The organism is Methylomonas sp. AM2-LC (genome assembly GCF_039904985.1).
GTDB lineage: Bacteria > Pseudomonadota > Gammaproteobacteria > Methylococcales > Methylomonadaceae > Methylomonas.
This window is the reverse complement of the sequence record NZ_CP157005.1, coordinates 2,781,562-2,802,398: the sequence shown is the minus strand read 5'-3', so window position 1 is coordinate 2,802,398 and position 20,837 is coordinate 2,781,562. Positions and strand designations below refer to the sequence as shown.

Below are 20,837 nucleotides of genomic sequence, written 5' to 3'. Positions count from 1 at the left end.
AAATTAATCCTATCTGTAATTAAGACGCTTGCCAGCGTAAATCAAGGGTTAATGGAAAACGTGGATTACTGGTTTCGGGTTTAACATCCATGGGGCCAGCACTATGGCCGTGTTCCCAAAATCTAGCGCGACGTCTAGCTTCGGCTTCGTTGGCATTAACTGGAAAAGTTTCGTAATTGCGGCCACCAGGGTGACAGACATGATAAGTACAACCACCGATAGAGCGACCATTCCAGCTATCCAACAAGTCGAAAACCAATGGTGCATGTACTCCGATGCTGGGATGCAATGCAGACGGTGGCGCCCAGGCTTTAAAGCGAACGGCAGCAACAAATTCACCCGGAATGCCGGTAGGATGCAAAGGCAAGGGTCTGCCGTTACACACGACTTGATGACGCGTATCGATCATACCGGTTACTTTTACTTGCAGGCGTTCAACAGAGGAATCCACGTAACGTGCGGTACCGCCGACACTGATTTCTTCACCTAACACATGCCAGGGTTCTATGGCCTGACGAAGTTCCAACTGAATACCTTCATAGACCACCGTGCCATAGCGAGGAAAACGAAACTCCAAAAAGGGAGCAAACCATTCATCAGCAAACGGAAAGCCCGAAAATTTTAAATCTCGGCAAATATCACGTAAATCCTGTTCGATAAAGTGCGGTAACATGAATCGATCATGTAAGGCAGTATCCCAGTATACCAATTTGCCATGATAAGGCGTCTTCCAAAAACGGGCTACTAAAGCACGCAGTAATAGGGACTGAAGTAAGCTCATCTGATAATGCGGCGGCATTTCAAATGCGCGTAATTCCAGTAAGCCTAATCGTCCAGTGGCAGAATCCGGCGAATACAGTTTATCGATACAAAACTCAGCACGGTGTGTATTACCGGTTAAATCGATCAATAAATTGCGCAGTAATCTATCCACCAGCCATGGTTGCAGACTTTCTTCGCCACTGGTAATTTTTTCCTGCATTTGTTGAAATGCAATTTCCAGTTCATACAGATTATCATCGCGTGCCTCATCAACACGCGGTGCCTGACTGGTTGGACCAATGAACTGACCGGAAAATAAATAAGACAAAGCCGGATGTTGTTGCCAATAGCTGATTAAACTTTTCAGTAAATCTGGGCGTCGTAAAAATGGACTATCAGCAGGTGTAGCACCACCCAAGGTAATATGGTTACCACCGCCCGTACCTGTATGACGGCCATCCAGCATGAATTTTTCGGTAGCCAAACGAGTAAGTCGGGCTTCTTCATAGAGGATACGGGTACGGTTTTCCAGTTCTGACCAAGAAGCGGAAGGATGAATATTGACTTCAATGACACCTGGATCAGGCGTTACAGATAAAGAACGCAAGCGTGGATCGTAAGGCGGTGTATAACCTTCCAAACGTAGGGATTGTTTTAAGTTGGCAGCACAGTCTTCAATGGCAGCCAATAAAGCCAGCCAAGCTTCCAAACTGGTACAGGGCGGAAGAAACACATATAAAAATCCATCTCGTACTTCCATAGCCAGTGCCGTATGAATCACTTCTTTAGGTGTCGGTGTATCCTTAACGGCTGCGGTTTTAGCTTGTGTTTGCTGACGCGGAAAATCGGCAAGTTTACCTCGTTTTGCAAACGGATCAGCAGGCAATTCCACTTCAAAATCTTCGGGGGCAACCCAAGGCAAACTGTTTAAGGGCAAACGTAAACCCAATGGAGAATCACCGGGAAGTAAAAACAGTCTTTCATGTTTTAATGGCCAGCAACTGGAGTGCCAGTGTAGTTCTGTTTCAAGTTCAGTATCGGCTTTAAGCGGTAAGACATAACCCACCACGGTGTTCAGACCCTTGCGTAGTTTTTGTGACAGCGCTTGCCTGACACCAGCCTGCTTCAAATCTGTCTGCGTAATATCAATATTAGCGGGCAGGCGGCTTTCTTCATCCAAGGCCAACCACGGATCTTCATAGGCAGGTATTAGATAGTCAGGATTCAAACCTAAACGTTTGCAAAGTGACTCGGCAAAGCTGTGTAACGCAGCCGGGGTAATAGTTTGTGCCAGTTCTGCAATCAGTTGTAAATCATGCCAGACAGGTACACCATCCTGCCGCCAATAGACATTTAAAGCCCAGCGTGGCAAGGGTTCACCTGGATACCATTTACCCTGGCCGAAATGTAATACCCCGCCCGCAGCAAATCGCGTTTGCAGGCGGCGGATCAAATGATTGGATAATTCCCATTTTTCCGCACCCAAGGCACTAATGTTCCACTCAGCACCTTCCATGTTGTCTACCGAAACAAAAGTAGGTTCGCCGCCTTGTGTAAGACGTACATCCGATTTCAGCAATATTTCATCAATAGTCTGTCCTAAGGCACTGATGGTTTGCCATTGCTGTTCTGTATAGGGTTTTGTAACGCGCGGGTCTTCGTGGATACGAGTGACAGTCATTTCCACAGCCAGTTGTGACTCGCAAATACTGGTCATACCACTTACAGGCGCTGCTGAAGCGGGAATGGCGGTCACGGCCAGAGGGATATGCCCTTCTCCGGCCAGTAATCCTGATGTTGCATCCAAGCCTACCCACCCGGCTCCCGGTATATAAGCTTCACACCAGGCGTGTAAATCGGTAAAGTCCGCACTTGGACCGGCTGGTCCATCCAAAGGTTTTTCATCAGCTGTTAACTGAATTAAATAACCCGACACAAAGCGCGCGGCTATACCAAAATTACGTAGAATTTGTACCAGTAACCAAGCGCTATCCCGACAAGAGCCCGATTTTTTTTGCAGGGTTTCTTCACAGCTTTGCACCCCCGGTTCCAGTCGGATTAAATAGGCAACCACGGTTTTTAATTTCTGGTTAAGCATAACCAGAAAGTTAGTGCTGGTTATTTTTTCCGGTATATCTTTACGTAATTCCGCTAATAAATGTGCTAACAAAGGGCCAACAGGTTCAACTTCCAGAAAGGCAGCCAGTTCAATTTGTAAAGTATTAGGATAACTAAACGGATAATACTCTGCCCACTCTTCCACAAAGAAATCGAACGGATTTATAACCGTCATATCCGCCAACAGATCGACCGTTATGTCAATTTCGTTAGTGGGTTCTGGAAAGGTGACACGAGCAACAAAGTTACCATAAGCATCCTGCTGCCAATGTATAAAGTGTTTTTCCGGTTTAACACTTAACGAGTAGCCAGAGATGGGGGTGCGGCTATGCGCAGCCGGACGCAGCCGAATTTCATGTGGCGTAGCGACAACGGGGCGGTCAAAAACATAGTGCGATTTATGATGTAAAGCTACACGGATGGTCATATTAATCTTTCCATAAATTCTCGCAGGGTTAAACGCTGGGCAACGACTAGTTTGCCAATCTTATTTTGACGAATTAGAGTGCAGATGTGGTCAGGCATCGTAAAAGTAACAGATAAAAAACCCGTTCCGGGTTAATAAAAATTATTTGTTACTGTGGCGGCGGCACATGATCAATATCTCCTAACCATTCTGGCGTAGGTAATGAAGCAAACACTCCGCGCAAACCTTCGCTCCAACGGCGGCTGATTTGCGAAAAATAGGGATCGTCCTCGGTAATGTGCTGTTGAAAATCTAAATTTAAGGATTGATTTTGATAACACGCCAGATCAATAGGTAAACCCACGGATAAATTACTGCGCATGGTCGAATCAAAAGACACCATGACACATTTAACAGCATCCGCCAGTGCCGTGTCTGCACGAATAACCCTATCGATGATTGGTTTGCCATATTTGGTTTCACCAATCTGAAAATACGGTGTGTTGTCACTGGCTTCAATAAAGTTGCCTTCCGCGTAGATTAAGAATAAACGCATGCGTTCACCTTGGATTTGGCCGCCCACTAAAAAATTAGCACCCGCATCTACATTGCTTTGCTTTAGAAAAACACCATCATGATCGCGCACCTCGCGCAAACATTCACCCAGCAACTGTGCCACATCGAACATCGATTCTGCATTCCAGATATTAAGCCGGTCTGCATGGCGGCCGTGTTGTTCCAGCAAATTGACGGCATTTTGCGTAATGGACAAATTACCGGAACTTAATATAACGATAGAACGATCTCCAATTTTATTAAAAGTACGCATTTTTTTAAAACTGGAAATCTGGTCAACGCCAGCATTGGTTCGAGAGTCAGACGCGAAAACCATGCCTGCGTTTAATTTCAGGGCAATACAATAGGTCATAAAATTCTATTAGGCAGTTACAATACTTTGACTTTGTACCATTTTACGTTTTGGTAAAGTAATAAAATCATCACGACGCGATAAATAAGAGTCGCGAATTTCCTGACCTAATAATTGTGCATCACTGATAAAATCGGTCAAATATCCATGCAGACCTTGATCAAAAACATCTTCAATACGCCCAAAATGTAAGGCCGAATGAATTTCACCTGCTCTACGCCGCGCTTCCTTACCTGAAGAACCGTTAATATCAATTAAGGCGGCTTCAACTTCATTCATGCAGGCATGCAGGGAGCGTGGCATATCTTCACGTAAAATTAAAAGCTCTGCGACTCTAGACGGTGTGAGTACATCACAGTAAATTTTACGATAAGCTTCAAAGGCACTGACAGATTTTAACAAGGAACCCCATTGATAAAAGTCTGCGGTGTTATCCACATCCTGTACACCGGGTAACAAAATATGAAATTTCACATCCAAAATGCGGGCGGTATTATCAGCACGCTCTAAAAAAGTACCCAGCTTAAGAAAACTGAGGGCAATATCTTTAAGGATAGTACCCAAGGTAACACCGCGAAACAGATGGGAACGTATCTTTACCCAGTCAAAATAATCGGCAATTTTTTCATCCGTTTTTGCTTGCGACAAGCCTTCCAGCTCTAACCAGGTAGCATTGATTACTTCCCACATTTCTGAGGTAATAGCGCCGCGAACGGCGCGGGCATTCTCGCGCGCCAAGCGTAAACAATTATAAATACTGGCCGGATTGAGCGGATCGAATGCCAGAAAATGCGTGACAGTATCGGCTTTTGCCAAACCGTAACGCGCTTCGTAGCTATGTGCGCAACCGGTAATATTAAGCGGCGCATACCACAGATAAGCCTCACTTCCTTCTATGTCCAGCGGTAATAAAGAGGTACGGTGAGCAACATCCAATACCCGTGCCGTATTTTCCGCACGCTCTATATGACGTGCCATCCAAAATAAATTATCAGCAGTGCGTGATAGCATTTGATTAGTCCTCCAGTACCCAAGTATCTTTGGTGCCGCCACCCTGTGAAGAGTTAACGACCAGCGAGCCTTCGCTTAAGGCAACGCGGGTTAAACCGCCTGGCACCAGACGCACTTCCTTACCCGACAGAATAAAAGGGCGTAAATCGACATGACGCGGAGCCACACCCGATTCCACCAGTGTTGGGCAGGCAGATAGTGCCAGCGTGGGTTGTGCTATAAAATTACAAGGATCGGCCAAAATTCTGAGTCGATAGGCTTCGATTTCGGCTTTGGAGCTGGTCGGGCCAACTAACATGCCATAACCACCAGAGCCTTGTACTTCTTTAACGACCAGTTCGGGTAAATTAGCCAGTACATATTTGAGATCATCGCTTTCACTCAAGCGCCAGGTGGGCACATTGTTCAATAACGGTTTTTCGCCTAAATAGAAATTGATCATATCGGGTACATACAAGTAGGTGGATTTATCATCCGCCACCCCGGTACCAATACCATTTGCCAGTGCAACATTACCACTGCAATAAGCATCTAATAAGCCACGCACACCTAGGGTCGAGTCAGGTCTAAAAGCAAGTGGATCCAAAAAGTCATCATCCACACGTCGATAAATAACATGCACTTGCTGCGGACCTTCAGTGGTATGCATATACACTTTTTGTTGATGCACAAAAAGATCCTGTCCTTCAACCAGTTCCACACCCATTTGACTGGCCAGAAAAGCATGTTCAAAATAAGCACTGTTATAAGAACCCGGTGTCATAACGACAATCACAGGATCAGAAACATGGGGGGGTGCCGATTCTCGCAGGGTATCCAGTAACATTTGCGGATAATGCTCAACGGGTTCGACAGTATGGCTGGCAAATAACTCTGGAAACAAGCGCATCATGGCCTTGCGATTTTCCAGCATATACGATACTCCAGAGGGAGTACGTAAATTATCTTCCAGAACAAAGAACTCGTTCTCGGCAACGCGCACTAAATCGATGCCGGCAATCTGCGCATATACCTGATTGGGTAAATCGATGCCTACCATTTTCTGGCAGAACAACACATTATCCAGTACTTGATGCGCACTAATCACACCTGATCGAATAATTTCCTGATCGTGATAGATATCGTGCAGAAAGGCATTTAGGGCTTTCACTCGCTGTTTGAGACCGGTTTCCAGACGCTGCCATTCGGCCGCACCAAAGATACGCGGTACAATATCAAAAGGAATCAAGCGTTCCGCACCATCGGCTTCACCATATACGGCAAAGGTAATACCCATACGCCTGAACAGCAGTTCTGCTTCGCTGCTTTTGCGCTCGAGTATCCCTTCCGGCAAATGTTGTTGCCATTGGGCATAACGTTGATAAATGTCACGTACTACACCAGAGTCAGTACGCATCTCGTTAAAAAAGCTGGGGGTAGGTTTCGTATTCATGTCTATAGTACAGCAAGAGATATGCCAAACTAACTAAGGCCAATCTGGCGGGAGTGAAACACGAGTAGATAGTTTAATTAAAATAATGCTGTATGCAAGCGTTAGCCAAAAACGGCTGTTTATCGCCAGATAACCAGCATAACAGTTAAACATTACAAAATGTATTTTTTTATTAGGCGATTGAAAGAAAAGGTTTTTTCTTTAGCAATTAGAAGCGCATGAATGTACAGCTGCAGAAACAGGCTTATGCCAGCAAGCTTGGCTTGCCATTTAGCACAATTAGGCAAAAACTGCGTCTTAATAAATTCATGCACCAAACAAGGTTACAAGCAGGTGCGTACGCACCATTTCAGTGCAATTATCGTTTGTGAAGTGGTAATGAGCGCTTATCATTTTGATTAATACTCGGCAAAGAAAGAAAACCTGCCTTTAGTTTTTCATGCCAGAGGCGACGCAATTGAATTAAATATTCATCGTCTTCTTGAAAGCTGTAATACTCGTTCAATAAAAAGCTGTCTTTTTGATAGATCAATAAATCCACAGGTGGCCCGACACTAGCATTACTGCGCATAGTGGAATCCATAGAAATCAAACAACAACGCCCTGCTTCGTGCAAGCCCGTATCCACTTTTAAAAACCGATCTAACACAGGTTTACCATATTTGATTTCGCCTATTTGCAAATAAGGCGTGTGTGTAGAGGTGGTAATGTAATTACCTTCTGGATAGATAAGATAAGCACCATGCGCATGCGTTCCTATTTGTCCGGCTAAAATAAAGGTCGCTGCGGGATAGAAACCATTTTGACCTGCATTAGCGTGTCGACATTGTTTATTGAGACTGACCTCGCCCAAATATTCTGCTGCTTCGGACAAAAATTTAACGGTATTTAAATTGATCTCGGCGTTTTCTTTAATATCCCGATCCAGGCGATCGATAACCGATTGTGTTGTGGCCAGATTACCAGCGCTCAACAGTATAATGGTGCGATCAGGATTAGTGGGTAAAGCATGCATCTTTCTATGGATGCTAACATTATCAATACCGGCATTGGTTCTGGAATCCGCAGTAAGAACCAAACCTTCTTCAACTGAAACAACAATACAATAAGTCATAATGCATACTACCTAACTCAGAGTTAACTGACGAACCGCAAAAAAACAGTTCATAGTACCAATCATCAAACTTAATACCTAGCATTTTTAGTCTATAATGCTGTTTGTTTTACATATTAAATCAGTTGCCAAGCTGATAAATGGTTAAAATGCAAACAGTAATTTTACAAGACTGTTACAAAATACTCGCTGTATTTTTGCGTGCTAAACGGTAAAATTATATTTGTGGTATTGCGCGCCAATTCACAGAAACACAGTTGTTAGTGTATAACAGAACAGTTACTATAAAGAGCAGTGGATCAGCCTTGCATTTTTGCACAGCTGCTACGTTTAATTTAATTGCATCAATTTTATTGTCGAGTAACTAATACGTGCCTATCTCGTCCCCAAACAAAGACTATCTTATTGTCATTATTGGTATTGTGGCTCTGTACGCTCCCACAATCTATGATTTAGCCAATAGCTTATGGATGACTGACGAACAATCTTATGGCTCGTTGGTGTTTTTAATTGAGTTATGGTTACTCTATCGGGCTAAAGACGCTTTATTACAATTAACCCCAAAGCCTGTCATTGCTTGGGGTGGCTTTGTGTTTGGGCTGGGTTTGATTATTTACGTGCTGGGGCGCTTACCGAATATCCCATTGTTTGAAGTAGGTTCACTGATACTAATTATGATGGGTTGCACGCTGATAATGATAGGTTCGGCCGGGCTACGCGTACTTTGGTTTCCCCTGTTTTTTATCATTTTTATGGTACCGATACCCGGCTCTATCATTGATGCCATGACCCAACCCATGAAAATTGCAGTGTCTTATGTCACTGAAAATATACTCTATAACCTGGGTTTTCCTATTGCCCGTACCGGAGTCATATTGCACATAGGCTCTTATCAGTTATTAGTGGCCGATGTGTGTGCGGGTATGCATACGCTTATTTCGCTGGAAGGTTTGGGCCTGCTTTATTTAAACTTGGTGCAACACGACTCCAAATTGCGTAACTTGTTTATGGCCATTTTGATCATCCCCATCTCATTTACAGCTAATGTGACGCGTGTGATAGTTCTGACACTGGTTACTTTTTATTACGGTGCCGATGTGGGCCAGGGTTTTGTGCATGGCTTTGCAGGCATCGTGTTGTTTAGTGTGGCGCTATTATTAACCATTAGTGCCGATAGCCTTATCCAAAAATACGTCGATAGACGTGCCAACCGAATCAGTCACGCCTAAAAAATCATCATGACCACTTTTAATAAGAGTTATTTACTTGCCTTGCTGATGATTTGCATGCCTATAGTGGTGCATTTTATCCAACCCGGTCAAAAATTGGCAGATAGCAAGACCAGCCTCAATCTGGAAGACGCAATACCCTTGCAGTTTGCTGACTGGAAAATCGATGCTAAAGATTTTAGCCAGTACACCGCCACCAGTCGTGTGTCTAATTACGACCAACTATTGAATCGTACCTACATTAATAGCCAAGGCGAAAAAATACAACTGACTATTGCTTATGGCAGTGAACAAACGCATGATTTAAAAGTGCATCAACAGGAAACATGTTACAAAGCCCAAGGCTTTAACATTCAAGAACTGTTACATTCAAATTTACAAATACACGATTTAGATATCCCCATTACCCAGATGTATGCCACCCGCAAAGATCGTAACGAGCATGTGACCTATTGGTTTACCATTGGTAATAGTGTTATCGCGGGACGAGTGGAACGTTTCTTTACGGTATTAAAATATTTATTTTCTGGCTATATTGCCGATGGTTTTTTAATCCGTATTTCTAACACATCACCCAAACTTGATGAAATTTCTTATGTTAAACACCAGAAATTTATTTTGGACTTAATCGCTGCCTTGCCTGATACAACCACGGATCGATTAATAGGCCGCTAAATAATGTCGGTAAAAAAGCCATCTGTCACCCAACAGAGGCTTAACAGCCAACAACTGGCTTTATTATTTACGCAACTGGCACGCTTGGAGGCTGCCGGCCTACCTACACAACAAGGCATATCTCTGATTTTCAAAGCCGATAAAGCGCTGCAAGGCTATTATATGCAGTTGCAAAATTCGCTACAAAGGGGTGCCTCTTTCGCTGCAAGCGGGTATAAGATAGGACTATTCACAGCTAACCACTACGCCATACTTAACGCCGCTGAAAACAGTGGCCAGTTAGCGCGTGTTTATCATTATCTGGCCCAGTATTACACCCGCAAAGCTTCACAATTAAAAAAATTAAAATCACGCTTAATGTTGCCGCTACTGGTACTGATAATCGGCATTTTTCTAGCACCCATAACCGATTTGTTTAAGCAAAGCATTAGCCTATCCGATTATTTAAAACAGACTTTAGGCGCATTATTGCTGCTTTATATCAGCATATACACTACGTTAAATTTTGCAAAAATAATTGCCAAGCTAAAAATAGAAGCAGACTGGCATCGCTTACAGTTACGCATACCCGCCATTAAAAAGTGGATTAGCCAACGACAAAGCAACGATTTTTTGACTTACCTGGGTTTAATGTTAGCAGCGGGCCTGCCTTTTGCGGAAGCTTTACCGTTAGCGGTAAACACCCTAAGCAATAGTGTACTGAAAAGCCAGTTTAACCGGCTAGTAAGCCCGCGATATTTACAGGCAGGTCATAGTGCTTATAGCGTGTTAACATCCGTTCAGTTGTTAGACAAACTGGCATTACAAATAATTAATAGCAGCGAACAAAGCGGAAAGCTTGCCGATGGCTTGTTGCACTACACCCAGCAAACCGCAGAAACCCTTGCTAGGCAAGATGAAGAACTGGCAATCTGGATACCCCGCATTTTGTATAGCCTGATTGCTATTGGTATGATAGTTTCAATTTTTACAGCTTATACAGCCAGATTGGCAATGTTGCCAAGCTAAATTTAGCTGCGTGGTGTACTGGTAAAATTAATGCTAATTATCTAAACAAGTGCCTAAATAGCAATCTATCTTATGCAACACTACTGTGTTAAGTAATGACGTTTTGTATCGTAGCCTGGATGCAATGCAATGGAATCCGGGGTTCGAAGTCAATTAGTTTTAGTATATTAAGACGTGTGCCGATACCCAAAGTTTGTTCTAAAAACTAATCAATTTGGCTATATAGAAACCTGTATCCATAATTTGTGGTTTACTAATAAAAGCATAATCAATCAATCTAAAACCTACACGCTAACTAATTGGACATTAACTTATTATTTAATATCCAATTAAAAAAAACTTACGCAGCAGATCTTGTCAACTAGCAAAATACCTACTTTAATTTATCTCAAGTTAATAATGCAAAATTCCTATAACGATAGGAGTCGCCCTTACTGGGTATCTAATAGCGTAAACGTTTTGTATTGTCTATTTGATTATTAAGTCGTTTGTAGCCAAGGCGCTTTAAGATTGTTGAAAAGTTGGAGGGTGTTAGCAAGGCCATAAGCCGCAATTATCAAAGCGGTTGCCTCATAGGGCGTCAATAGCGAAGCGTATTGCGCCGTATGCATGGTAGGCATCTTTTGTTTACGAATACTTTTAGCACATGAATCGCTATAAAAATCAACAGGGTCAGTTCAAAGTTGCGGCTGGGCAATCCCGCATATTCTAGTAGGTGATAGTCCTGTCCCTTACTCTACTCCTTTTACCCTTACCACGCCAACTTCTAGGTATCGAATGGTTACAGTATATCAATAAAGACTATTGTTAGAATTACGAAAGATGCGGTTCATACTGCACCGCATCTCATCATTCATTTACCTGCTAAAGTGAACGGCCTAACCGTTTTTCGACTTGCTTTCGCTCCCACTCAGCACCCAATATTGGCAGAAAATTATATATTGACGAGGCATGGAACACTAAACCCAGCCCCCACCCTAACGCAGGCCACAGCACCCAAATATGATGTGGTGTTTGCAGCAGGTTCAATATCGTTAGACTACCGATAACAATAAAATATTGAATTAAATGAATATAAAATCGCTTAACTTTACGCACATGTTCCAAGGCAAGAATTTCTTCTCTGCTAATGCCATCATTTAAGTTACTGACCATACCAGACTCCGTTTTTAAGCTTGAAAAATCGATCTCAAAGACCGCTGCCAGTGATTTCAGGGATTCAACACTTGCCGATTGCCCCCGCTCTATTCTTTGAATAGTACGGATACTTAAGCCACTTAAGTCTGCCAATTGTTGTTGAGACCAACCGTGTTTTAATCTCAGTTTTTGTATAAGCATTTGAAACTCCTGTTATCACCAAGCATTAGTCTAAAATATAAATTGCTTTTTCTGTTACGCCATTTAGCTGACAAGGGTACGACACTCCGCAGACAGACTGCGCAAAAAACCTGACAATCTGGCGACAACTAGCACTTTTAGACTGATTTAATACCCAAGCGGGTTAAATGTCTCCATCCCTAACCGTTTAAGGGCATGACTTACTCCTAATAATTTCGACATTATCATAAAACCTTAAGCAAACCAATCTTACTTTTATCACAACCTTATTGGACGATATAAAACAAATTCGAGGTAGGATAGCCAAGGACATAAGCCTCAATTTTCAAAGCAATTGCCTCATAGGGCGTCAATAGCGAAACGCCAGATGCATGGTAGGCATATTTTGTTTACGCATACTTTTAACGCGATAAGGCGCGCCCAATAGAATACTGCCATCAGGTACATCAATCACGTACAATGGCCGCCAATAGAATCCACATTAATCGAAAAATCCGACTCTATTGACGCGCGGAAGTAAGTGTTCATTTACATATGAAAAACCACCACCAGAGACCCCATCAATTAAATGGGCGCCGCACAAGCAGAAAATCATAGAGAGGAACAGGCACATGAAAAAACTTGCTACTAACACACTCCGAGTTAAGCTCTTCAATATATTGATGGGCATTGCCAGTGCGCTCCAAAATATACCTGCGAAAGTCACTCCACCACCCTTCAGACTAATGCAAATTGGCTCGCTGTTTTGGCAGTCGCGTGCATTGTATGTGGCAACCAAACTCGAATTGGCTGATACGCTTGGCGACTCCGAGAAAAGCACACTGGAAATAGCTTCGGCTTTACATCTTCATGAAGATCACCTCTATAGATTATTGAGGATGCTGAGTTCAATGGGCATTTTCGATGAAACTGCTCCGCGTGTATTCAAAAATTCCAAAACATCAGCTTATTTGCGTCAAGATAATCCTAAAAACGTGCGTGCTATGATCCTTATGCACAATTCACCAGAAATGACTATGCCGTGGATGGAATCTTTGGAGGAAAGTATCCGCGATGGCGGTGTGCCATTTTCCAAAGTGCATGGTGTTGATTTCTTTAACTATATGGATCAGAACAAAAACTTTGATTTACTATTTTCTCAAGCAATGGATGCCGTGGAAAACCTCACCGGTAACTTATTTTTGGACGACTTCAATTGGGGTATGTTTGACCGCATTATTGATGTAGGTGGGTCTAAGGGTAGTAAAACGCTATCAATTCTTAAGCTATACCCCAATCTAAAAGCCGTTGTGTTCGACAGACCGCAGATTATCGAAGAAGCCAAAACCCACTGGCAAGGTAAGATAGCTGCTGAAATACTTGCACGTGCTGATTTTCAGGGCGGCGATATGTTTGAGTTCCTACCAGCCGCAACCTCAGATAATGATCTCTTCGTATTTTCAGCCATATTTCATGGTTTAAATAACGAAGAATGCACAACCGTATTAAGCAAACTGAAAATAGCCATAGGCACTCACCAAGCATCTGTACTTTTTGCGGATGCCGTTGCAGAAGAAACCAATATTAATCCAACAATAGCTGCTTTCGACATGCAAATGTTAATCGGCACAACTGGACGTGAGCGTACTCCCAGCGAATGGAAACAGTTACTGGAAAACGCTGGATTTGAAATTGTGGAGATTATGAATGTAAGAACATTTGTTAAATTCATTATTGCTAAACAGATCCAGACTAGTCATTCCGCATAATATGGAGGCTGAAGTCCAACTGAGTTGAGTAGCCAGAACGAACACTTTCGTTGGTTATTCCTCAGTCCAATCACATTAGTAGTAAAAAGTGGAGCGACAAAGTTTTTATGTTAATATTAATCGGCAATCTAATCATAAAAATTGATTATATACTTGTCGTTCCAGAAATGTGCTTCCCAATATTCATGTGCATATTATTTAACGGGGCAATAATCGCCACGTTTGCAGCGGATTACCGATTTTGTATCGAAGTAAAAGGAAGAAAAATGGGACATGCAACGCTATATTACCCTAAAAAATGCATATTCTAATAATTCCACGCACATTATGAAATCATTATTCTTTATTTTCTGCATGCTAGTTTGGTTTAATGCTCAGGCCGACTCAAAACCTGTTACAACTGTAACGCCTTTAATCTTAACGGACAAAAATACCAAAGGTTATGAATTAAGAGGACAAGCTAATACATTAATTGAGTTAGTAAAATCTAAAAAATTGGATGAAGCTCAACAACTGGCAATGCAATTACGACAATCTTACGAAGAACAATTTAATAAAAACATAAAGCAATATAGTTTTCAATCTGAAAACGAATATACCGAATTTAAAAAATCATCTACGGAAGAATTCGAATGGATAGATTGGGGCTATAAAGAATGTTTACAAATGTTAGCATTCATACAATCTGAAAAACGTAATTATCAAACAGCCATTGAATATTTAACCAAGATTGAACAAATCGCCCCTATTTCATCATCTGCATTAATAGAAACTGGCTACGTTTTAAATCAGCTACACCACTATAATGATGCTTTAGCTATTTACCTTAAAGCATTAGATTTATCTATGCAATACAGCACTCAGCGCCCCTATAAAGCATCGATATTTCGAGGTATCGGCTTTAGTTTTATTGAATTAAATGAACTAGATGAAGCAGAGAAAGCTTACCAGGATGCGTTAGCGCTTGAACCGACCAATCAAGTCGCATTAAAAGAATTAACATATATACAAAGCTTACGTGAAGCAAATAAGGCTAAAAAAACACCCTAAATTAGCATTCATCACTGCCAATCATGTCCATAAGCACATTAGCATTTTGGATTAAGAAAAGTTTTGAAGCAATGTAACTTAGTTCCAAAAAAACCGCTTTCAGACAAATATCAGGTATGATTTGTTTCGATTATTCGGTTAACCCCATTTCCTTTTAAGGTGAGCCAGATATTTCGATGCAGCAATATTGCCACATGCAAAATTTTAATCACAATACCTACTAAATCTTCTACTTACTCAACACTGGAGTACTTGTATGAAAAACCAGACTAAATCGCTGTATTTTACGGCAGCAATACTGTTTGCAGTTATGCTAATTCCTGCACAACAAGTGGTAGCTGCACCTGCGCTGGTTAAAAATGTGGATCAACCTGGGCGTCAGCCATATGAAATGTGGATAGAGTTTGGTACTAGCTATTGTTCGTTTAACTGTTCAAATATTTATAGCTATGGCGGGGTTACTTTGTTTGATGGGCCTGCGGTACCCGCTGGCAAGCGTTTGATCATCCAAGGGGTTTCTGCATCAATACCCGCCAACAGTTCGATGATCACGATTTCTCTGCAAACCTCGCAAATTCTATCCAATCAATATGTTAAATGGCAATATTCCGGCCCATATTATTTGCAATATACTTCCGGCAATTCCTACGGTATGAGTTCGCCTACTTTTGTGGAATATGGCCCAGGCGAATCGCCACACCTGCGTATTTATACGGCCAACCCCAACAGTGTTATCGGAAATGTAACGCTTAACGGCTACCTGATAGATGCTAACTGATAGTCGAGTGATGAAAACCGGAACTCTGGCCTACTAAGCTTTCCGGTTTTCAGCACTAACCAACGTGTTTTATTTATTCACCGACAGCTATCAGGTTAGTAAAGTATGAGCAAAAAATCGGTTTTATTTATTTTGACTTTATTGTTACTCAGCACCCTAGGTGGACTTTATCTGACAAACAGCGTCAAGAGTACTGTCGTTACGGCTAACACCTCAAATCTGCAAACTCGCCTTGATAGTAAGCCCGTTCAGCAGACGCAGCCAGTTGTAGTAGCGCAACCTAGCCAGCCCGTAGAAGCGACCCTGCCCCCTATTCAACCAGAGATAATTGAACTCCCCGCCGAGGCGCTTATCGCCATTAAATCTAACAATTCGGAACCACCGCCCATGGCTTTAATACCGCCAGGTTTACAATCCACCGATATTGAGGTTTCTCCAGAGGGCGGCGTAATTAAAATATTACGAAAATTTCCAGAAAACACACCCCCACCCGCCAACTACCAAGCCGTTGTTCCACAGGGTGTGCGTGCCGATACCTTTGAGTTAACCACAGAAAGTGGTGCAATTAAAATTAAGGACAAATAAATCGGGCTGTTAACGTCAAGTGCATAGTAAATCATTTAACAGTATCCAAATTTTTAATAAACATGCATAACCTTTGCTAATACTCATTGTCAGGTAGGAACGGCGTATTGCTACGCCATCCCCCCTTAAGAACCGTACATGATAGTTTCCCATCATACGGCTCAAGCCTCCATAAATCCTGTTTGATCAGAACCGGCAGTTTCCTTATTTTTACGGTTATGGACTTGTCTATGACAGTTCGGGTGTAATAACATAAGGTTTGTTACTCTGTTTTTACCGCCGTCTGTTTTACGCTGGATGTAGTGAATATTGCACCCCGTATCCTTCGTAATTCTTTCGTTGCAGTTCGGACATTTGCCTTCCTGTGCGTACCAAAGAAAAAGCAATTGGTTCTTTCCTTTGAGGCTTTCTCTCATTTGCAGGCCAAGCCTGTTTTCGAAATACTCTTCCCAGACCGGATTGAACGGGTGTGCTTCCGCTTTTATCTTGATATGTCGGCGAATGGGCGTATCACTAGCATTTACCAGTTTAACCCTTATCACTTCTCCATCCTCAGTTTTAACCTTCGTGGCAAACACCCAGTTACGCAGTCCTTCGCTTTCAAAATATCTATCCTTTATCCACCGAAGTGGTTTATTTGGATGTCTTCGACAAGCCCATTGCCAAAGCTTTTTCCAGATGAAGTGATCAACCTTAGAAAAGGTTTCCTTCGCCACCTGATTTTGGTGATAATTAGCCCATCCCCTTATGATTGGATTTAGGAGCCTAATTACATTTTCCTGTTTTGCTGTTTGGTTTTCTTTGATTATCAGTCGAATTTTCCGTAAGAATGCTTGTACATTCTTTTTCGCAGGTTTGATGAGTAGTTTCCCACCGTATTTACGAAAGTTCCACCCTAAGAAATCAAAGCCTTCATCAATATGCACAATCTTGGTTTTTTCTTCTGATAGCGATAATCCTCTGTCCTTCAGAAAGTTCTCAATAATCAACTTTGCCTGCTCCAGCGTTTCTTTCGTTGCGCCGGTGATAACAAAGTCATCTGCATATCGAATAAAATTGACTTTTCCCTTCCATCTTTTCTTGCTGGTTTTTGTACCAAAGTGCGCGGCCAGTTCGATTTCAAGACCATCTAAAGCCATATTAGCCAGCGTTGGCGAGGCAATACCCCCTTGCGGAGTGCCGGCTTGCGTTGGAAACCAATTTCCTTTTTCAACAAAACCACTTTTCAGCCATTTTCTGAGTACGGTTTTATCCATAGGGATATTCGCCAGTAACCAGTCATGACTAATATTGTCAAAGCATCCAGATATATCTGCATCTAAAACCCACTGCGCTGAGTTTTTACTCACTAATGCCGCAAAGCATTGTGCCGCCGCATCTCTACAAGCTCTTTCTGGACGGAATCCATAGGAATTGTGATCCGCTTTGGTTTCAGCTATCGGTTGCAAGCCCAGTAAATGCAGCGCTTGCATTGCTCTATCTCGTAGGGTTGGAATCCCTAAAGGACGCAGTTTACCGTTTGCTTTGGGAATTTTGACTCTTCTCAGCGGTTGTGGTTGATAGCCTCTTCCTTTGAACGAGTTAATTGCCTTGGCCTTTTGCTCAGGAGTATTCCAAGTTTCCCCGTCAACTCCTGGGGTGTTTTTACCGCGATTTTCAGTAACTCGTTTTACAGCAACTGCCTTGCCATAAAATGAGTGCGTCAGCAACCATTGTAAAGCTTTCGCCTTATTCCAGCGGCCTTCGCTGACTGCCTTTGCAATACGTACTTGTAGCCTTCTCACTATTCGATGAGCCTGCCCCCAGTCAATACTGTGCCAGTTCACGTCATAATGGGAGGCTGCACCAACTGCACTAGGTGTCGTCGTCATTTGCTCTTCCTCCTTATAAAGGTTCTATTAGTTATCTTGCAATTTGAGACCCGTTGGAAGTCTGCGCTCTTTCGAGCAAGATGATATTGGCGGTATACCTTAATCTCTATCTATTCCATTACAGAATAGCCTTCGCTTTTTCCAACCTCCTATGCCCGCATTCCCATCAGTTTCCCTCGCGGTCAACTTGCCTAAATAGGCGAAAATACGGGTTTACCGTGTTCCATATAAATAACACTGAAGGGTTAGGTGCCAACTATCTCCCGATGGTTTTGTTATCCTCGTTTGGTTATGCGAAAATACCAAACTAACCATGTTGCCTTTTGGCTAGAGTCTATCAGCATCTTTGACTCCTCGGATTTAACGAGATTTATCGTTGATTCACATGTGTTCACCTTACCTTCTAAGCCTAGCACCCTACCGCGTAATGCTCGCAGTTCCGTTTTGCCCTCACGGGCTCGACTTCATCTTTCGATTGGGTTACATTGTCGGAATGGCTTCAAACATCACATTACTGTTAATGCCTGCACTCTTAGGCTACTGCCGGAGGAACGGCAGGTTTAGTCATGATTGCTAAAGCTAAACAATTATTTATACGACTTCACGTCGCACTACGCACAAATCCTTAGCTGTTACCCACCTTTTAATGGAGAGAGAAATATGCCTAGCTTGACTGAATTTAAAGAATTAGTAAAAAGTAATCCCGAACAAGCATTTCTTGATTACGTTCTGGAGATCGACGAAGAGAGTTTTGACTGGCAGGACTCTAATGCAGGCATTCGAGCGGAGCCAGGCCCCCGCGACATTGAATGGCAGTTTGAAGAACCGAATAAAATCAAAATGTACCCAAGCCTTAATCAGGATACTGCTAAAAAAATATACTATTTACCTTGGAAGAACAAGAGTTTAACCCAGGTTACACTTGACAAGGATAGTCCGGCACAATTTTTAACATCCGAATTTAGTAATTGTCGTTTCACCATACATTATCACGACGCCGAGGGTAAGACTGTTACCGTTATGCATATAGCGGGTGATGTTACCGGTGGCGGAAGTATTTCCGGTGGAAATACTAGAAATGACATGGAAACCAACGCTCCACTGCCCTCCCCCGCTGTTCGATCTAGACGCTTATCCGTTAGTAAGCCAGTGCCTGGATTTAAAGGTGCTGCGTGGAAAAAATACGATGCAACGGCAAAAGATACGGTTTACTACGATTCACAAGCTGTTGTATTTGGGTACCGCAAAAAAAATGGCGGCTGGGTGTTTTATGCACAAAATCTAGACCAAAACAAAGTTAGCAAAGGACGAATCGAATTGTAATGTAAATACTACGCCCACCGAGCAAAGTAGAAGGGCTCAGGGCGAACAGTGGTTATATATATCAATAGCTTACCTTGTGTGCTGAGCCTGTCGAAGCACACAAGCTAGGTTCCAGTAAGCCAGACACAGCATAATCTAATAATTTAAGCGATTCTAGCTGACAAAACTACGCGCAGAAATTTACAACTAAACCGCCCTGTTTACAGATTAATAATGGCTAACACTTATTCATCCAGACTGCTAAACATGTTTCTATCGACAATAGACGCAACCAAGTGCTGAACCAAATTGTAAAAAATAATAGGTAACAGCACTTGTGGATGATCGACTAAAGCCACCGACGCTAAAACCAAGCCGGTTCCATTATTATTCATGCCCAATCCAAACATGAGTGCAATCTTACTGTTGCGATCTGCATTAAAGTAATTGGCCAGCCAGTGACCAGAGGCAAATGCCGCAATACATAGTGAAGTTACCACCACCAGGATGAGTAGCAAATAATCATAATCTGGATCTGAAAGCACCTGCGGCAATGTTAACGATGCATTACAATAATTTAGCAAAATCAAAATGATATAGTTAAACAGCTTTAAGTTAAGCTTCATTTCATTATAATATTTTTCACCCATCAACTTGCGTGACAAAATACCCAGTAATGAAGGCAGAATAACCCATACCCCTAGAAAAGATACAACACCACCGGATGCTAGTTCATGTAAGTCTTCAGAATAATCGCCTGTCGTTACAAAACCAACGGCATGTAAAATCAGTGGTGTCAGTAACGGACTTAAAAAAGTGGTTAATAACACCAAGCCTAAACTTAAAGCTAGGTTGCCATTGGCATTCTGAGACCACGCAGTTGATGCACCGGCAATAGGCATTGATGCCACCAGCGCCAATCCCACTAATATTTGTTGCACTTCTTCAGGGCTGTGCCATAACTTCATCAAAACACTGACAGTACCAATAAACAGCAATGGGGTTAACACGTTTGCCAAAACCCCGCCTATCAGTAGCGACGACTTGGAAAACAGATCGGTCAATTCAGTTAACTTTACCCCCAAACCGGCGTTAAATAATAAGATAGCTAACATAAGCTGCGGCATAGTAAACATTAAGTCGCCGCCCAGGAAATGAACACTACCTAAGCTAACCTGGCGCATCCATATACCCAATGCGGGTAGCAGTGTGGCAATCAGGTAGGAAGTCACGATTAACCAAATTAAATTTTGATGGATAAAATGTACGATAGCTGAATTAATGCTACTGGTTTTGCTCATAGTTGGGATTATTTATCAATTTGATTAATGATGTGAGACATGTGACAACCTTAAACGATAAGGATATGAATTTACAGAAAAAAAAGGCATTAGCCAACCAGCTTTTAGTCCGCTTTTAGACATGTTAACCGTTTTGCACTCACCTAACAACATTGCCAGAAACGATGTATCGATCATTGGG

At 42.4% G+C, this 20,837-nt stretch carries 16 protein-coding genes; 8 read left to right on the top strand and 8 right to left on the bottom strand.

Annotated elements, in window-relative coordinates:
* Nucleotides 1-19: 19 nt before the first annotated feature.
* From ABH008_RS12600 to ABH008_RS12580, 5 genes are all read right to left on the bottom strand, one after another.
* Nucleotides 20-3,307 carry a transglutaminase family protein gene (locus tag ABH008_RS12600; protein ID WP_347985972.1) on the bottom strand — a complete coding sequence of 1,096 codons (3,288 nt, stop codon included), beginning with the start codon at nt 3,305-3,307 and terminating at the stop codon, nt 20-22.
* A gap of 148 nt (nt 3,308-3,455) precedes the next feature.
* Nucleotides 3,456-4,214, bottom strand: coding sequence for a proteasome-type protease (locus ABH008_RS12595; RefSeq protein ID WP_347985971.1), 759 nt, complete (start codon nt 4,212-4,214; stop codon nt 3,456-3,458).
* Between the two features lie 9 nt (nt 4,215-4,223).
* A complete protein-coding gene (locus tag ABH008_RS12590) occupies nt 4,224-5,225 on the bottom strand; it encodes an alpha-E domain-containing protein (protein WP_347985970.1) in 1,002 nt (333 codons plus the stop codon).
* Between the two features lie 4 nt (nt 5,226-5,229).
* Nucleotides 5,230-6,657 carry a circularly permuted type 2 ATP-grasp protein gene (locus ABH008_RS12585; protein ID WP_347985969.1) on the bottom strand — a complete coding sequence of 476 codons (1,428 nt, stop codon included), beginning with the start codon at nt 6,655-6,657 and terminating at the stop codon, nt 5,230-5,232.
* 358 nt (nt 6,658-7,015) lie between these two features.
* A complete protein-coding gene (locus ABH008_RS12580; RefSeq protein WP_347985968.1) occupies nt 7,016-7,771 on the bottom strand; it encodes a peptidase in 756 nt (251 codons plus the stop codon).
* A 371-nt stretch (nt 7,772-8,142) separates the two neighbouring features.
* Here ABH008_RS12580 and xrtB point away from each other — a divergent pair, with 371 nt between their 5' ends.
* Genes xrtB through ABH008_RS12565 form a run of 3 tightly spaced genes read left to right on the top strand, consistent with a single transcriptional unit; the run spans nt 8,143 to nt 10,683 of the window.
* Nucleotides 8,143-9,000 (top strand): exosortase B, encoded by an 858-nt coding sequence (gene xrtB, locus ABH008_RS12575; protein WP_347985967.1) that lies wholly within the window; start codon nt 8,143-8,145, stop codon nt 8,998-9,000.
* A 9-nt stretch (nt 9,001-9,009) separates the two neighbouring features.
* Entirely contained in the window at nt 9,010-9,675 is a 666-nt protein-coding gene (locus ABH008_RS12570; RefSeq protein ID WP_347985966.1) for an exosortase C-terminal domain/associated protein EpsI, read from the top strand.
* 3 nt (nt 9,676-9,678) lie between these two features.
* Nucleotides 9,679-10,683 carry a type II secretion system F family protein gene (locus ABH008_RS12565; RefSeq protein ID WP_347985965.1) on the top strand — a complete coding sequence of 335 codons (1,005 nt, stop codon included), beginning with the start codon at nt 9,679-9,681 and terminating at the stop codon, nt 10,681-10,683.
* 864 nt (nt 10,684-11,547) lie between these two features.
* Here ABH008_RS12565 and ABH008_RS12560 read toward each other — a convergent pair.
* Nucleotides 11,548-12,021: a helix-turn-helix domain-containing protein gene (locus tag ABH008_RS12560; RefSeq protein ID WP_347985964.1), complete on the bottom strand. Its 474-nt coding sequence runs from the start codon at nt 12,019-12,021 to the stop codon at nt 11,548-11,550.
* 611 nt (nt 12,022-12,632) lie between these two features.
* On the opposite strand from ABH008_RS12560, the gene ABH008_RS12555 reads away from it, so the two are divergent.
* From ABH008_RS12555 to ABH008_RS12540, 4 genes are all read left to right on the top strand, one after another.
* Nucleotides 12,633-13,769, top strand: coding sequence for a methyltransferase (locus ABH008_RS12555; protein WP_347985963.1), 1,137 nt, complete (start codon nt 12,633-12,635; stop codon nt 13,767-13,769).
* Between the two features lie 273 nt (nt 13,770-14,042).
* Complete coding sequence (locus ABH008_RS12550) at nt 14,043-14,819, top strand: tetratricopeptide repeat protein (protein WP_347985962.1); 777 nt, start codon at nt 14,043-14,045, stop codon at nt 14,817-14,819.
* A 256-nt stretch (nt 14,820-15,075) separates the two neighbouring features.
* On the top strand, nt 15,076-15,597 hold the full coding sequence (locus ABH008_RS12545; protein WP_347985961.1) for a hypothetical protein: 522 nt from the start codon (nt 15,076-15,078) through the stop codon (nt 15,595-15,597).
* Between the two features lie 105 nt (nt 15,598-15,702).
* A complete protein-coding gene (locus ABH008_RS12540) occupies nt 15,703-16,182 on the top strand; it encodes a hypothetical protein (protein ID WP_347985960.1) in 480 nt (159 codons plus the stop codon).
* A gap of 161 nt (nt 16,183-16,343) precedes the next feature.
* On the opposite strand, the gene ltrA is transcribed toward ABH008_RS12540, so the two are convergent.
* Entirely contained in the window at nt 16,344-18,053 is a 1,710-nt protein-coding gene (gene ltrA, locus ABH008_RS12535; protein ID WP_347985959.1) for a group II intron reverse transcriptase/maturase, read from the bottom strand.
* Between the two features lie 660 nt (nt 18,054-18,713).
* On the opposite strand from ltrA, the gene ABH008_RS12530 reads away from it, so the two are divergent.
* Nucleotides 18,714-19,376, top strand: a complete 663-nt coding sequence (locus tag ABH008_RS12530) for a hypothetical protein (protein WP_347985958.1) — start codon at nt 18,714-18,716, stop codon at nt 19,374-19,376.
* A gap of 224 nt (nt 19,377-19,600) precedes the next feature.
* On the opposite strand, the gene ABH008_RS12525 is transcribed toward ABH008_RS12530, so the two are convergent.
* Nucleotides 19,601-20,656, bottom strand: coding sequence for a bile acid:sodium symporter (locus ABH008_RS12525; protein WP_347985957.1), 1,056 nt, complete (start codon nt 20,654-20,656; stop codon nt 19,601-19,603).
* Between the last annotated feature and the right edge of the window lie 181 nt (nt 20,657-20,837).